Origin of the sequence: Paenibacillus sp. Soil724D2 (assembly GCF_001427935.1) — a bacterium.
GTDB lineage: Bacteria > Bacillota > Bacilli > Paenibacillales > NBRC-103111 > Paenibacillus_E.
The window spans coordinates 67,783-83,261 of sequence record NZ_LMRY01000022.1 but is presented as its reverse complement, the minus strand read 5'-3'; the positions used below and the strand labels follow the sequence as shown (position 1 = coordinate 83,261).

The following is a 15,479-nucleotide window of genomic DNA, read 5'->3' as shown; positions in this document are numbered from 1 at the left end:
TCTTTTATATTAAGCCAGAGCAGCTGCGGCATTTGTTCGTTTTCTGGCATAACCGCGATAAATAAAGGCAAAGACGATGGTCAATATGGCGATTCCTACCATGCCCCAGATGAGATTGTCGAACGCGCGCTCTGTTGGCAGTGACTTCTGCCAGACGAGTGCACTTCCCGAGATAGCTACGGCGAAAGCCCCGCTGAAAAATTGCAGCAGCTGGAATAAGCCCATACCAGAGCCGATCCGTTCTTTGGTCAACTGCCTTGATAGCTCGTTGGAGACCGCACTGGAGATAGAAGTAATGCTGATGCTCGTTAGAATATAGACGGCGGCAAGCCCATAAAAGGAATGGACGGCCGTCAGCGCGAGCAACACGGTCGAAACCAGCAGCAGCCAAGGCGTGTAGCGGAGGAGCGCACCGTTACCGTATCTATCGATGAGCCGGCCAACACGGTTGGATACCAGCATGGCAAGGAGCGCTCCTGGGAAGAGCACAAGACCCGAAACGGCCGGAGTTAAACCGAAGACTCTGGCCAGCATTTGCGGGGCGAGAAATAAGAAGGCGAAGCTGATCATGTAGGCGCTAATACCGATAGCACCAAGCGCCAGGTACAGTCTGTCGCCGAATAGAGCGGGCAGGACGAATGGATTCGCCGCTTTGCGGATGCGCACCGCGAACAATGCCAGGGCAATCACGCCCACAACGAGTGCAACAATGCTCTTAGATGTGAGAAAGAGCAGCAACCCCGTCGTCCCCATCCCGATCAGGACGGCGCCAATGAAATCGAACGAGCCGCGCTCCGCCTTTTCCCGAGGAAGTATTAACAGGAAAACTGGGATCAGCAGCAGGGTTAGGCCGGTGATCACAAATAGGAAATGCCACCCTAGATACTGAACGATCGATCCGCCGACGACCGGACCAAGCCCGAGACCTAGTGAGGCGGCTGACAAAATGAACGACATGGCCATGCCCCTGCGAGACACGGGAATGTAACGAGTGACAAGCACGATCGCGAGCGATGGAATGGCACCAGCGCCAGCGGCCTGAATAAGCCTCGTGATAAGCAGCAGCCCAAATCCGTCGCTGAACATGCCAATCACGGATGCCCCGCCTAATGCCAACAGCGCCGCCGTGAAGAGTCTGCGAATGGGCACGAAATCGGACAATCGGCTGAAAGTAATCGATGAGATGGCAAATACGATGGAGTAGCCTGTCACGACCCAAGACGCAGTCGACGGGTTGAGAGCGAATTGGACAGCAATTTTGGGCAATGCCAAATTGAACATCATCGTGTTCATAACGACTAAAATAATGGTAATGCAAAGTAACCAGGAGACCGTCCGTTCTCGCCTAATACCAGGCGCATCTGGTTCGGATGGTTGCTCTACTTGCGGTAAATCGGTTGACATACGAATGTTCCTCCCACTTAAGATCGTCTATCCCATGGTTGCTAAACGATATGCTGAAGTTATTTATCTATAATCAATTTCGTTACAGTTTAGCATGACGGCATATGCATGTCAATGAACGGCTCCAAATAAATCCAGACAGTTCAAATTACATCCACTTGCTCCGCTTACCAACTTTTCATTGATAAGCTATAACAAAAATCACAGCCCCCAACAACAAAAGAAGCTATCATATATCTTATGATTAGCTAAGAATAGTCATATTAGGGGAAGTGTTTATCTATGAAAAAAGAACACATTATTCACTTTAAAGTTATCCACAAGGATAGCATACAACTTTTAAGAGGGCTTATATTCTTAGAAGAAGATCAGAAACCTACCATATATGATTATCAACAATGTTTAATAGACTGCGGTCACGATGTTCGTATTGAAAATAAAGAACAGGCTATTTTCAGAGCGTACAAACCGGGGGAGCAGTATTGGATTCAGATTTTAAGAGAATATGAATCCAATACAAGAGATTTAAATGTCGAGAATTTAGCTAAAAACTTTATGAAAAGCGAGCCTACAGCCTAGTAGTGAATAGCTAGTGATCATTACTAGGCAGCCGTCCCCCTTCGCCTGCCCTCAAAGCCACTGCGAGAAAAAGGCATGTCCCGCTGCGTGAAATCCCGGGGGCATCGCATGCCCCATGAACGGGTGAACCTCAATCGATTTGTCCACAGATGCGATCCGATTATATGCGGCAAAGATTGCCTCGGGTAAGCAGGTGGTGTCCTTCAGTCCGACCGTCACATGCACGGGCAGCGTAATTCGATGCGCCAAATTCATGATGTCGAAATAACTAAGCGTCCGCAGCACCTCGTCAAGGCGGTCCGGGAAGCGAGTTACGAATTCCGCAGCTTCGGTGAGTGAGCTGACGGATTGCAGTATCCCCAGATCCATGTGGCACATGTTCGGTACATGCGCGATTACCGCCCTTAGGTTAGGCTCCAAGGCGGATACAAGAAGCGCCAAACCGCCACCTTGACTGCCGCCAAAAACAAACACCTTCTCGGGATCTATCTCCGGCATTGCCATCGCACACCGTACAGCACGCATGCCATCGATAGCTAATGCCCGATAATAGGAACCCTCAGGATCAAGAATCCCTTGTGTAATCCACCCTTTGGTCATACCGTATTCTTGCGGCAGCCCGTTGCCGGTCTCCCCTCCTTGCCCCCGAACGTCGATGGCGAGAACGGCATACCCCATAAGCAGCCAAGATGCGTGATCCTCAGGCTGACCTTTGGAACCGGAATAGCCGTGAAAGGTTACGATACAGGGAAGTGGATGACGCAGCTGGACGGAAGGCAGCATATACCAAGCGTGAACGAGTGTATTTGCTGCACCCTCCAATACGACTTTGTAAACCTCGGCTTGTAGGAAGGGGGAGACGACCGGGTCTATCGTATATCTCACGGATTCAGCTGCTTCCCCGGAGACACGATCCCAAAAATCTTCCAAATCGAATGGTGCCGTTAACTCCGGCACATACTGTTTCAACGAATGAATCCGTGTTTCTATTGCGTTCATCACTACACTCCTCGTGGAAAAATTGTCCATTTCATTATACAATTTTTCTACGAGATACCTCTACCATGGAGTCAACCTGCAGTACTGATCCAACGTAACTCTGCCGAGCAAATCCTCGCCTTTCACAAACCGGTACAGCTCATCGACGATGAAGTCGCAGAGCTCGCGCTTCAATATGCCATGAAACCCGCCAATGTGAGACCAGGCGAAAAGTACGAGCTCATCTTGAAAGACAGTATCGATTACTATATGATTTGCAATGGAACATGGATTGACCAGTGGTGGGACAATTTCTCGCCTCCGCAAAAGACAAACATCCCTCTCGACGACGATCTTCTAAAATTGTGGAAACAAACCGGACGTTTTTTGCAAACGCAAGGCATATGCTATAATCGCTTCAATAGGATCCACACAAGATGAGGTGAGCAAGGAGAATGCTCCGAAAAACGGATAAAATAAAAAAAAGCCTTTCATGGAGGCTATTTTTTGGTATAAAACTTGCTTTTGATTTGGCTTTAACCGGTGTTTTTTATTTTAGAAATTCAATTACGATTTTTTGGGGACTAAGTTTTGTTGTCTTTTCATTGGTGGTTTTTCTTTTAGTTCATTTTTTTTATTTAAAGATACAAAAAAAACACAATTGGCTATTTCACATTCTCATCTTAGATTTCTTGGTATCCGCTTCTTATGGTTATGTCTATATTGGTGGGAATTTCCCGAACCATTTATTCATTGGAATTACAGCCTTAGCGATTTTAATGTTTTTAAAGAACATCCGAATGCTGATTATCACATGCTTACTGCTGCTGGTCGTTTTTATTATTACGATGGGAAGCATTGATTGGTATTTATTTAAACGAATCGATGAAATTGGCTACTTTATTACCTGTTCGTTCATTATTTTTGCAGGTATTGTGAGCGCTCTTATCAACTTTTATCAACGCGCACGCCGGAATACGATGCAGTTGTATACACAATTGATGCAATCCCATGAGCGACTTCAGGACTATGCTCTAAAAGCTGAGGAGTGGGCAGCGACTAGGGAAAGAGTGCGCATTGCACGAGATATTCATGATACGGTAGGCCATAAGCTGACGGCATTATTGGTTCAAATGCAAGCGGCTCGCAAGCTAAGCAGTCTGGATCCTTTACGCAGTGAACAAACTTATCTAGAATGTGAAGATTTAATAAGATCATCTTTGCAAGAGGTCCGGCTTTCGGTAAGGGCTATTCGAGATGAACCTGTTACGTCCACTTCCTTAAATGATAGCCTTGGGAAGCTTACGGAGGAGTTTACCAAATTTGCCGAGGTTCAAACCACTTTAGAAGTAAAGGGGATAACCGTCCCACTGCCAGGTGATCTTCAATTAACGGCTTATCGAATCGTACAGGAGTCACTGACGAATGCTCATAAACACGGCCATGCGAAGAATGCGAAAATCTTGTTAATCTATTCGGAGAGTGATTTTTCTCTGTGCATACGTAATGACGGAGAGGTCCCTGCTGACCTGAAGCCGGGGTTTGGTTTAATCAATTTGCAAGAAAGAGTCAAGGAGTGGAACGGACAGGTGCATTTTAGCTTGGATCAGCAAGAGGGTTTTGCTGTCGAAGTGCAATTCCCTTATCCATTCACGGAAATGGAGCGTGTAAATCATTGAAAATCCTCATAGTAGACGATCAGAGGCTCATGAGAGAGGGACTTGCGACCATCATCGGGTTGGAACAGGGCATGGAAGTCGTAGGAACAGCGGTCGATGGGAGAGATGCCTATACCAAAGCTCTCGAATGGCGACCAGATGTTGTGTTGATGGATATCCGAATGCCTGGCATGGATGGTGTGGAAGGAACGGAATTGATTCTTAGGGCTTTACCAGAGACGAAGGTACTGATTCTGACCACCTTCGATGACGCGGAGTTAATTCTGAGAGTTTTGGAAAAAGGCGTCCATGGCTATTTGTTGAAGGATATGCCCTCTGAGGCGATCGTAAGTGCAATTCAAACGGTGTACAATGGCGGGACTGTCCTTCAACCAGATATAACCACAACACTGCTTAATGAGTTGAAAAAAATGTCGGAATGGCACCCGGATAACGCTCACCCTTTACATAGTAATGAGCCTGCCCAGCTCAGTCAACTGACCGAGCGAGAGAAAGAGGTTCTTGCTTTATTGGGTCAAGGATTAAATAATAAAGAAATTGCGGGCTTACTTGTTATCACGGAAGGTACAGTGAAAAATCACGTTTCGAATCTTATAGCAAAGCTAGGACTACGTGACCGAACACAAGCAGCCGTATTCTCCGTGCGTCATCAAATATAATGACAAGGCATGACTTTTGGCATAGAGTATGAGATTAATCATGCTTTAGCGATCAAACGTTCTGCCTTTTTCTTTTTGAACACATTACTTTTCCTAGATTTTCCAACATTTTGTTCTTGCTAAAATTAAAGTGTAAGAGATCAGGGGAGGACGACCGTGATTTCGGATAATGTTCTTCTTATTCCAAAATGCAACAGGCTCAAAGAATGGGCATATGCTGGCTGCCATTTAATTCCTAAGAGCTTAGCGAACATCTCCACAGGGATGTATATTCACCTTTTCGGAACAATCAAGGTGATTGTCGTCCCTTTTTCTAATTCAGAATGAATAGCGATTCCACCGCCAATGCTCTTGGCTCTTTCCTCCATACTGAACAACCCAACTCCTTTGGAGCCGCCACTGCGAACAAAACCTTTTCCCTGATCTTCGATGCGCACTTCAACAAACGAGTCTTTATCTAGAACGAACACGCTAGCTTCTGATACATCGGCATATTTGGCTACGTTGGTAAGAGCCTCCTGTATCACTCGGTATATAGTCGTTTCCTCCAAAGCTCCCAATCGCTTACGCAAATTGCTTTCAAGTAAGACACGTATGCCGTAATGCCCCGTGTAATTTTCTATATAGGTTCGAATGGCCGGCAATACACCTAAATCATCCAGAACAGAAGGACGGATTTCCCACGCCAAATTACGAACTTCCTCAATGATTCCCGAAACAACCTGCCGAAGCCCGGTTATTTCAGACTGCTCACTTTCACCGATCACTCTATCCATCTGTATCAACAGTGAGAATAGACTCTGTCCGATGCCATCATGCAGCTCACGTGAAAATTTCCTTCGTTCTTCCTCCTGAATTTGCATGACCTGCGACATCATAAGCTGCAGCTCTTCTTCGACACGCTTTAATTGCGTTACTTCGTTACGAATCGCAAGATACTGGTAAGGTTGTCCTTGCTCATCTACGAACGGCACAATCGTCGTATCCACCCAATAGAATGTACCACTTTTCGCTTTATTTTTGATCTCTCCGCGCCACACCTTGCCAGAGGTGATCGTTTGCCACAAGAGGGTCATGAAGTCCTTCCGATGATAACCCGAGTTAATAATTCGGTGGTCTTGACCGAGAAGTTCAGCACGTGAATATTGGGAGATTTCGCAAAATTTATCGTTCACGTATTGAATTCTCCCTTTATGATCCGTGACAGCAACAATGGAAGACTCATCTAGGGCAAACTTGACATTGGACAGCTGTTTGAGTGATTGTTTCAGATCAGCTTGAAACGTTGAGTCCGTAATATAATCATCCATGCTTGCAATAAGCTCGGTTACATTTTCACCAATGACTTCCGGGTACTCCCTGTTTACATTCTTACTCAAAATTCAACAATCCTTTCTTCACCGCAAACTTGACCAACTCTGGTCTCGTTTTGAGTCCTAGCTTCTCCATCACGTTGCTTTTATGCGACTCAACCGTTTTTACGCTAATAATCAATTGTTCGGCTATCTCTTTATTGGAAAATCCTTTGGCGATTAGAGACAGAACTTCCTTTTCGCGTTCCGAAAGGGATTCGTAAGGACCGATATTTTCTCCATGCTTCAAGCGTTCTATATATTCACTCATCAGTCGTTTGGTAGCAGTAGGATACAAATAGGCGTTTCCAGATGCCACTGAGCGGATGGCCGTCAACAGCTCCTCATGCGGAGCACTTTTCAATATATACCCTGAAGCACCCGCGTGAATAGCCCTAAACAGGTACTCGTCATCGTCGTGCATGGTCAGCACTAGCACCGCCAAATCCGGCATCAGACGCTTCAATTCTCTTGTCGCTGTAAGTCCATCCATGCCATGGGGCATGTTTAAATCCATTAATACGACATCCGGCTTCAGCAACTGGGCGGCTTGAATGCCTTCTTTTCCATCGGCAGCTTCTCCGATAACTTCCATGCTATGCTTTCCATTCAGCAGGCTCATTAATCCCGACCTGACTACGGCATGATCATCAACTACCAGAATTTTAAGCATACCCATCCTCCAATAAATCGATTAGAACTACCCTATCATCACTCATATTATATTAATAATAACAAATAAAATGAATTCCGGTAATGGAACTCATTTTACCTTTTCTCCTGTAATCTCTTTCAGATACCAAGCCAGTTTAGGAAGAACCTCCTGAACGGCTAGTAGCTCAGCCTGTGCATATCTGGGCTGTGCTCTTTTTCCGATGAAAAGCAAGCCTTTTATCAAGAGATTATCGGACTCCGTCAAAATTGGAAATACAGCTGCTGTCTGCAGCTGCTCGGCAAGTAGGACAGGACAACTGCGTCGCACTTGATCCGAGTCAGGATGCGAGTCATCGAGTTTCACCCATCGGCCGAGACGCAGGACGGAACCCGCTAACCCTTGGCCTGATTTAATCACCATTTGCCGATAGCGTTCATTTCTACTGCCTGAAGCATATTTCCAACGTATGCGCTGGGCATTGTCATGCAATGGCGCCAGTGCGATAAAATCACTTGACGTTAGGCTTCGCAAACGCTCCAGCTCTTCTATGATGATTGCATCCCCATGAGCCATATAGGCCACCTCCATTTCCTTATGCACCAGAGCCGATTTATTTTAATTAACATTGTAGACGTTTCATCTCATCTTGTATGTCAGGGAAAACCCTGATTTCGCTATCAGGAAATTGCGCTAATTAACCTGCAGATTACCTCAGAAGTCTTCAGGAAAGTTAGGGATGAACTTGTGATTTATCTCACACCAGATAGGGAGTTTCCCCTCCAAAGATCAGCAGAACTCCCGATAAACAAAACCATCTGAACCCGTTAAGATAGAGATAACAAAGAGACGTTGAGGAGTTGGTACAGATGGCTATTAACGGTATTCTAGCCTTTTTTTCTGAAGAGAATTTCCATAAATTACAAAGCATTATGTATGTGAAGCATGCGGAGAAAGGTGATTATCTTTTCTGGGAAGGCGATATCGCGGATAAATTGTACTATGTAATGAAAGGCGGGGTGCGCATCACCAAGCTATCGGAAACAGGTAAGAGCTTTATCATTTCCCTGCATCAGGCGGGTGATTTGTTCGGTCAGATCGATCCCTTTCAGAATTCTGTACAAAGCTATAGTGCAGAAGCAACCGCTGATTGTGAGATTGGTGTCATTCAACGAAAAGACCTCGAAGTATTACTATGGCAGCATGGGGATTTGGCCATCGAGTTTATGAAATGGATGGGGCTTATGCACCGCATGACCGAAACGAAGTTCCGTGATTTAATGATGTACGGAAAACCAGGCGCACTCTGTTCGTTACTTATCAGACTCAGTAATTCGTATGGCGTTCCAAACGGTGAGCATACGCTGATCAATTACAAGATCAATCATACAGAAATGGCCGATATGATTGGAGCTACACGGGAAAGTGTCAATCGGATGTTGAGTGATATGAAGAAGGAAGATGCGCTTGAGATTCAAAATGGCCATATCGTGATTAAAGATTTAACCTATCTCCGCGATGTTTGCCACTGCGAAAACTGCCCGAAAGAGATTTGCCGCATGTAGCATTCCCATTGAAATGGTCCAATTAACTAAGAGAAGAAGGATTCAAGGTCCGTTAGCACTTTCTCCGTCAAAGGAATTACGAGCTGTTCTTCCATCGTAAAGTGATCATTTAAAATTAAACAGGCCTGAATGAGATGCGACGCAGCCTCAATCAGCTGTTTTTTGATGACAATTGGCGTTAAATCAATGATGGTTTCATGGAAGGTCTGGATAAATGAAATCGCCAGCTGGTGATCCTTTTCAAGCACCCAAAAAGAGGGAGTTATCGATGGAGCTGATTGTCGATTGAAGTAATCAAGCAGAAAGGGGAACAACTCCTGATCCTCCCACTCCGCATGGTGTTCCAATGCCTCCACAAAATGAGCGGTTTGCTGCCTTAGTTGACGCAAGACCTGAACTCCCTCAGCAGGATCATCCAACAGGCTCACTTCCTTAGCGCTATGCTCGAGAGCCTTAAGCTGCTGTCTTAATTGGTTATGCTCTTCCTTCAGACGATCCGTGGCAAAATCAAGTTCATCTGGGTTGGATGAGGCTATTCCCAACATGCAGGTTATTGAAAGTGGTGCCATATTCATCCCTCCAACATTCGTCGTTTGCTTCTATCTCTAGTATAAATTCTTTACCGATTATCGCTGTGAGAAACATCACATCTACGTTTTCAAGATTCTGTTATATTTTTTACAAGTGCTTATTGGAAGAATTCATCACAGAAAAGGCAGAATGGGGACTGACGAAGATGAAGAAATTTAAATGGAGTATAGTCAAGAAAATGGTCCTTGGCATCACGTTAGTATCCACCGTAACCTATGGGACAAGTGCTTTTTTTATTTTTACCCTGCAAGGTTTATTTAAAGATTACATGCCGGATTGGTTGTTCATATGGATCACCCTTTCTTTGGGTATTTTCTGGACAGGATTTCTGGGATGGATTGCGGCAAAATGGTTCATTAAACCTCTACTGCAGCTTATAGACGCAGCAAACGAGGCCTCGGCAGGAAATTTGCAAATTACTATCACTCCAAGTAAATCGGATGATGAATTAAGAGCACTCAGCCTTTCTTTCTCGATGATGATTGGAAATTTAAGAGAAATCATTGATGGAATTTCAGTCAACTTCATAGGAACCGATATGCATGTGGATGAATTGAGATCAGCGATTGGACATGCAGCAGCTCATGTGGAACTGATAACAACGACGATCGAAGACATATCCCATGGAGCTGAGCAGCAATCGAAATCCTCCGAAGCCATGTTCATGTCCGTCGAACAAATCATGAGAAACACCGATGATATCAATAAAGAAGCCCATGAGGCCCGGCATTTAACGACGCAAATGATTATTACCATTAAGGATAGTGCAAGAGTGATTCAGTCTTTAGTTAATGGGATGCAAAGCCTTGCGACTTCTAATCAAGAATCCATCCATACTGTTCAACGTTTGGAAAGCAATGCGAAGCAAATCAGCGAGATTTCGAGCGTTGTGGGTGAATTCGCCAACCAAACCCATTTATTAGCCTTGAATGCTTCCATTGAGGCTGCGAGAGCCGGTGAACATGGCAAAGGCTTTGCCGTTGTGGCGGGTGAAGTGAAGAAACTCGCCGAGCAAAGTTCGCAGGCCGTTCATGACATTAATCAGCTTATCGACCAAATTCAGTCTGAGGTCAAGAATGTCGTCTTCAAAATTACACAGCAATTCGAAATGGTCAATAAAGAAGCCGCGAATGGGGAGTCAACCGCTTCAGCGCTTCAAAGTATCGTTGGTGAAGCAAATCAGGTCGATCAACTCGTGGATCATATTGCATCCATGGTCTCCAGCCAAGCGGATCAAGTACAGCTCACCTTAAATGAAGCTCGAGATGTCACCGACATTGCCTCCAAAATCTCTTTGGGCGCAAAGGGCGTATTCGCTTCAACACAGGAACAGACGGCCGTGATGGAGGAAATCGCTGCATCCTCCGATGTATTGAGAGATCAATCCGCAAGTTTAAAGAAACAAATTGAAATCTTTAAAGTGAGATAAATCGGCCTCTGTTCTTGGATGAAAATAGCCTTCCTACATGCACTGCTGTAGCATGTAGGAAGGCTTTTACGCTTAGTCAATTTCTCTGTTGAGTGAGTGATGTTGTAAAAAGTGCAACAATTGCTGCCTAAATCTCGCCTCTCTGCATTCATTGTTGCATCATGTACAACAATTTAGTCCTAAACTGGCAATTTCGTAACAAATGGGCTCGAAATGTTGTACAAACTGCAACTTCAAGTTGCAAAATAGCCCTTAGGCGTGTGAATTGTTGTAGGAAATACAACATTGGTAACCACTATACCCATACCCCTTCGTAACATGGCTTAACGACTCTAAAAATCAAATTTTGGAGTCATCTCTACCCGTTGTAAGGTGGTTTAATGCTATCTATCCAAAAATAAGCTCATCACAGAAGAAGACTTCAATCCCTTCGGGAGGCAGCGGTCGGCTTAACCAATATCCTTGGATAGAATCACAATGGAGGTCCTTGAGAAAAGCCAGTTGATCTTCCGTTTCCACGCCCTCGGCAATCACTCGGAGCCCCAAACCGTGGGCCATATCAATCACAGCCTTGGCAATCGAGGCGTTCCCTCGATCCATTTCAATACCCTGAACGAAGCATTTATCAATTTTCAATATATCAATGGGATACTTTTTCAAATAACTTAAAGCGGAATGTCCCTTGCCAAAATCATCAATAGCTAACTCCAACCCGATCTCTTTAAAATCATGCAGAACAGTCAGTACCGACTCAATTTGGTGTATGCTGATGCTTTCCGTAATTTCAAAGCATAGATAACTCGGATCTTGCTCCGTTTCCTTCAATATCTGTTTGACCGTTTCAATCAAATTCTTATTTTTGAACTGTCGAGGCGACAGATTGATAGCACATTTCAAGGGAGGATAGCCTGCCAATTGCCAGGCCTTATTCTGCTCACAAACACTCCGCAGCACCCATTCTCCTATTTCGACAATTTGACCATTTTCCTCTACGATCTGAATAAATTCGTTCGGTGGCACCATTCCCATCTCGGGGTGCTGCCAGCGAAGCAAGGCTTCTATGCCGTTGATCCGGCCCGTTTGAATATCCATTTGCGGCTGGTACACAATTCTTAATTGGTCTTTTTCCAATGCTTTTCGTAACCCGTTCTCCAGTTTCATTTTCCGGTAGAAGGTTGCGTTCATATTGGAAGTGTACAACTGATAATTGTTGGATTGTTCCTTGGCGCGATACATGGCCGAATCGGCTTGTTTGATTAAGGTTTCGCTATCTTCTCCATTCAAGGGATAAATGCTAATTCCAATACTTGCTGTTATAAACAGCTCCTGCTCAGCTAAGAAGAAAGGAAGGGCCAGCTCCTCCAGTATTTTCTGCGCTACAAGCAGCGCATCTTCGGTTTCATCAATGTGGGGGAGAATAACCGTAAATTCATCACCGCCCAATCTTGATACTGTATCGCCGGTTCGAACGCAGCTCTCCAGCCGTTTGCCAGCATTCTGCAGCAGTTGATCTCCAACTGCATGTCCCAATGTATCGTTAATCAGTTTGAAATGGTCGAGATCAATAAACATCAGGGCAGCCCAGTGGCCTTGACGATTGGCCTGCACAATCGCATGACTCAGTCGGTCATGAAATAAAAATCGATTCGAGAGCCCGGTCAATACATCATAATGGGCCAAATATTTTAAATTCTCTTCCGATAGCTTACGCTCTGTAATATCCGTGAAAACCCCGACATAATTGGAGATTTTACCGTTCTCATTTCTAACCGTATTAATCGTCAGCCATTCCGGATAGATTTCCCCATTCTTTCGCTTATTCCAGACCTCGCCCTGCCAGCTGCCCGTTTCATGAATCGATGCCCACATTTGAATATGAAATTCGGCATCCTGCACGCCGGAATGCAACAGGCGCGGAGTTCGACCTAAAGCCTCAGCTTCCGTATACCCGGTTGTTTCGGAAAACGCCGGATTGACCGATAATATCCATCCTTTTGTATCCGTAATCATGATCCCTTCACTCGCAGTTTCGAATACTCTGGCGTGCAGCTGCAATTTTTCCTCAGACTTCTTGCGCTCCGTTATGTCCATGAAAATACCTACATAATTAGATATTTTGCCATGCTTATCTCTCACAGTACTGATCGTCAACCATTCGAGATATAGGTCCCCGTTCTTCCGTCGGTTCCATATCTCGCCCTTCCAGCCACCCGTTTCATGAATCGTTGCCCACATATGAATATAGAACTCAGGGTTTTGTTTACCGGAGTACAAAATACGCGGCGTTTGACCCACCACTTCCTCCTCCGTATACCCGGTCGTCGTTGTAAATGCTGGATTAACCGATAGGATAACACCTCCAGAATCTGTAATCATGATGGATTCCATAACCTTTTTAAATACACGTGCATAAAGCCGCAGCTTATCTTTCATGTCCGATTATCACCCCCAGGTCAGCGACTTGTTTCACATGTACATATGGCAAAATCAAGGATGGATTTCAAAAATATTCGTTAATCGAGTCAGCTCGAATAGTTCTTTGACATCCCCCTGTAAACCCTTAATGACCACCCCGCCGCCGTTAAGATGAGCTCTCTTCTGAAGCGCAACCAGTACACCAAGTCCGGAACTATCGATATAGTCCACCTCGCATAAGTTAAAGACAAATTGCTTACAGCCTTTGTCCAAATAGGGAAACAGCTTCTCCCTTATGATCGTTGCTTCGTCCACATAAATTTTACCCCTAGGCGTTACATTCACCTGTCCGTCGAAAACTCGAACATCTAGAAACATTGTTACCCCTCCAGGTCCCTATTTTCCAGCCTCATTTCAATAAAGCAGTTTTCGGGAACCGAAAACTTATACTTTCTTATGTGGTAAAAAAGCACCAGCTTTTATTCACATAAAGTCCGGTGCTTCTTACGTTTTTACCAAGTGATAAACCCTTTGGAACCGACGCCTGGATGCATAATCATATCCATTAACGGTACTGTATAAGCAATCAATATCAGTGCCACCGATAAACTGATCCATACACTCCAACGATCCAAGTAGGCCGGAGTCTGTTCCGCTTGTTCCATCGCTTCGCCGATTGGATACTCTGTCACACCCTTTGGTGCCCGAAGCAGGGCGAAGACATTGTACACCATCAACAACACGCCAATGAATAGTACCGTACCGCCAATAGCCATAAATACATAATAGGGCATCCAGCTTGCCGCATCCGCATTCCCCTCATAGGTCGTGAATGCCGTTCTCCGCGGAGCACCGAATAATCCGACAAGGTGCATCGCACCAGACATAAAGAACATGCCTACACACCAAATGATCGTTTGAATAATTCCAAGCTTGTTCATGCGCTTAGTAAGCACACGGCCCGTAACGGCTGGAAGCAGCCAGTACGTAATTCCGAAGAACGTAAGCGCTACACTAGTCGCAACCGTCAAGTGAAAGTGCCCCGTTACCCATAATGTATTATGAACCACTGCGTTCATTTGATTACTTGCGTTGATTAAACCCCCTGCGCCAGCTGGAATAAAGATCAGCATACCCAGGAATGGCGCGAAGAATCGCACATCTTTCCATGGCATGACTTTTATCCAACCGAACAGCCCTTTAGCTCCTTTGGCACGACCATTGATCTCAAACGTTGCAAATAACGAAAATGCGGTCATCAGCGACGGAACGACCACCATGAAGGTCAAGACAACCTGCAGGTACTTCCAGAATGAACTAATGCCAGGCTCCATCAATTGATGATGAAAGCCAACCGGAATCGAAAACAGCAGAAGGAGGATAAATGACAATCTGGCGAGCGCGTCACTGTATATTTTGCCTCCGATAATTTTCGGAATAATCACATACCAGCACATATAGGCAGGCATTAACCAGAAATAGACGAGCGGATGGCCGAAGTACCAGAACAGAGTACGGCTGAGCATCACATTAATCGTTTCCACCCATCCGAAAGACCATGGAATAAGCTGAATCAGCACCTCGGCAGCAACACCGATTGTAGCAATTTGCCACATAAGGAACGTGATAACCGCCATAAATGCAAACAACGGAGAGAGCTTGCCTTGATGCGTCTTTTTCCAATACTTCAGTTGATAGAAGATGCCCCACCCGCTAATCCAGCTTCCTACCACCAACAGGGCTAATCCGATGTAAAAGTAAGGAGAAGCTTTCATGGGTGCGTAGAACGTATACAGTACACTCGCTTTTCCTGTCAAAACCATCGCTACCCCGATGGCTGTTCCCACCGTCATTAAACCAAATCCAAGCCATCCCATACGGTTAACAATCGGAAGCAGCTTTCCGCCTAACGTGTATGAAATGCCAGAGAATAGAAAGCCTATAATAAAATAGGTCGTAAATACGATCGCCATCAAAACGCCATGCGCTGTCAGCAATTCATAATAACCGATGCCATATGGCAGCTTAACCGTCCCGCTCTTCACTAACGTTTGCAGCAGCCCCGCAATCCCTCCGATGAGCAGTGCAAGGAAAGCCACGATGATGTGTGCAACGACCAGCTTCCCGTCTTTGAGATCGAATTTATTTTCAAACATGCAGACTCCCCCCTTCTATG

General features: G+C 45.2%; 15 protein-coding genes. 5 read left to right on the top strand and 10 right to left on the bottom strand.

Annotated elements, in window-relative coordinates:
- Positions 1-9 precede the first annotated feature (9 nt).
- Entirely contained in the window at positions 10-1,404 is a 1,395-nt protein-coding gene (locus ASG85_RS19075) for an MFS transporter (protein WP_060647485.1), read from the bottom strand.
- A 282-nt stretch (positions 1,405-1,686) separates the two neighbouring features.
- Between ASG85_RS19075 and ASG85_RS19070 the strand changes: the two genes are divergently transcribed.
- On the top strand, positions 1,687-1,983 hold the full coding sequence (locus ASG85_RS19070; RefSeq protein ID WP_057303971.1) for a hypothetical protein: 297 nt from the start codon (positions 1,687-1,689) through the stop codon (positions 1,981-1,983).
- Positions 1,984-2,034: 51 nt separating this feature from the next.
- On the opposite strand, the gene ASG85_RS19065 is transcribed toward ASG85_RS19070, so the two are convergent.
- Together ASG85_RS19065 and ASG85_RS19060 are read right to left on the bottom strand one after the other, a co-directional pair.
- Complete coding sequence (locus tag ASG85_RS19065) at positions 2,035-2,982, bottom strand: acetylxylan esterase (protein WP_057303970.1); 948 nt, start codon at positions 2,980-2,982, stop codon at positions 2,035-2,037.
- Between the two features lie 60 nt (positions 2,983-3,042).
- Positions 3,043-3,288, bottom strand: coding sequence for a hypothetical protein (locus ASG85_RS19060; protein ID WP_060647484.1), 246 nt, complete (start codon positions 3,286-3,288; stop codon positions 3,043-3,045).
- Between the two features lie 473 nt (positions 3,289-3,761).
- Here ASG85_RS19060 and ASG85_RS19055 point away from each other — a divergent pair, with 473 nt between their 5' ends.
- The gene (locus tag ASG85_RS19055; protein ID WP_235550173.1) at positions 3,762-4,640 is read left to right on the top strand and encodes a sensor histidine kinase; all 879 of its coding nucleotides are present in this window, start codon (positions 3,762-3,764) and stop codon (positions 4,638-4,640) included.
- Positions 4,637-5,299 carry a response regulator gene (locus ASG85_RS19050; RefSeq protein ID WP_060647482.1) on the top strand — a complete coding sequence of 221 codons (663 nt, stop codon included), beginning with the start codon at positions 4,637-4,639 and terminating at the stop codon, positions 5,297-5,299. The genes ASG85_RS19055 and ASG85_RS19050 overlap by 4 nt, the downstream gene beginning before the upstream one ends.
- 272 nt (positions 5,300-5,571) lie before the next feature.
- Here ASG85_RS19050 and ASG85_RS19045 read toward each other — a convergent pair whose 3' ends face one another.
- The 3 genes from ASG85_RS19045 to ASG85_RS19035 all read right to left on the bottom strand — a co-directional run bounded on the left by ASG85_RS19045 (position 5,572) and on the right by ASG85_RS19035 (position 7,879).
- Entirely contained in the window at positions 5,572-6,609 is a 1,038-nt protein-coding gene (locus ASG85_RS19045) for a PAS domain-containing sensor histidine kinase (RefSeq protein WP_200961693.1), read from the bottom strand.
- Between the two features lie 61 nt (positions 6,610-6,670).
- Positions 6,671-7,324, bottom strand: coding sequence for a response regulator (locus ASG85_RS19040; protein WP_060647480.1), 654 nt, complete (start codon positions 7,322-7,324; stop codon positions 6,671-6,673).
- Between the two features lie 90 nt (positions 7,325-7,414).
- The gene (locus ASG85_RS19035; protein ID WP_060647479.1) at positions 7,415-7,879 is read right to left on the bottom strand and encodes a GAF domain-containing protein; all 465 of its coding nucleotides are present in this window, start codon (positions 7,877-7,879) and stop codon (positions 7,415-7,417) included.
- Positions 7,880-8,172: 293 nt separating this feature from the next.
- Here ASG85_RS19035 and ASG85_RS19030 point away from each other — a divergent pair, with 293 nt between their 5' ends.
- Positions 8,173-8,868: a Crp/Fnr family transcriptional regulator gene (locus ASG85_RS19030; RefSeq protein WP_060647478.1), complete on the top strand. Its 696-nt coding sequence runs from the start codon at positions 8,173-8,175 to the stop codon at positions 8,866-8,868.
- A 26-nt stretch (positions 8,869-8,894) separates the two neighbouring features.
- Here the strand turns inward: ASG85_RS19030 and ASG85_RS19025 are convergent, their stop codons facing one another.
- Entirely contained in the window at positions 8,895-9,437 is a 543-nt protein-coding gene (locus ASG85_RS19025) for a hemerythrin domain-containing protein (protein ID WP_060647477.1), read from the bottom strand.
- A gap of 167 nt (positions 9,438-9,604) precedes the next feature.
- Here ASG85_RS19025 and ASG85_RS19020 point away from each other — a divergent pair, with 167 nt between their 5' ends.
- Positions 9,605-10,888, top strand: coding sequence for a methyl-accepting chemotaxis protein (locus ASG85_RS19020; protein WP_060647476.1), 1,284 nt, complete (start codon positions 9,605-9,607; stop codon positions 10,886-10,888).
- Between the two features lie 387 nt (positions 10,889-11,275).
- Here the strand turns inward: ASG85_RS19020 and ASG85_RS19015 are convergent, their stop codons facing one another.
- From ASG85_RS19015 to ASG85_RS19005, 3 genes are all read right to left on the bottom strand, one after another.
- Positions 11,276-13,321, bottom strand: coding sequence for a bifunctional diguanylate cyclase/phosphodiesterase (locus ASG85_RS19015; RefSeq protein ID WP_060647475.1), 2,046 nt, complete (start codon positions 13,319-13,321; stop codon positions 11,276-11,278).
- Positions 13,322-13,375: 54 nt separating this feature from the next.
- A complete protein-coding gene (locus ASG85_RS19010; RefSeq protein WP_060647474.1) occupies positions 13,376-13,681 on the bottom strand; it encodes an STAS domain-containing protein in 306 nt (101 codons plus the stop codon).
- A 134-nt stretch (positions 13,682-13,815) separates the two neighbouring features.
- On the bottom strand, positions 13,816-15,459 hold the full coding sequence (locus ASG85_RS19005) for a cbb3-type cytochrome c oxidase subunit I (RefSeq protein WP_060647473.1): 1,644 nt from the start codon (positions 15,457-15,459) through the stop codon (positions 13,816-13,818).
- Between the last annotated feature and the right edge of the window lie 20 nt (positions 15,460-15,479).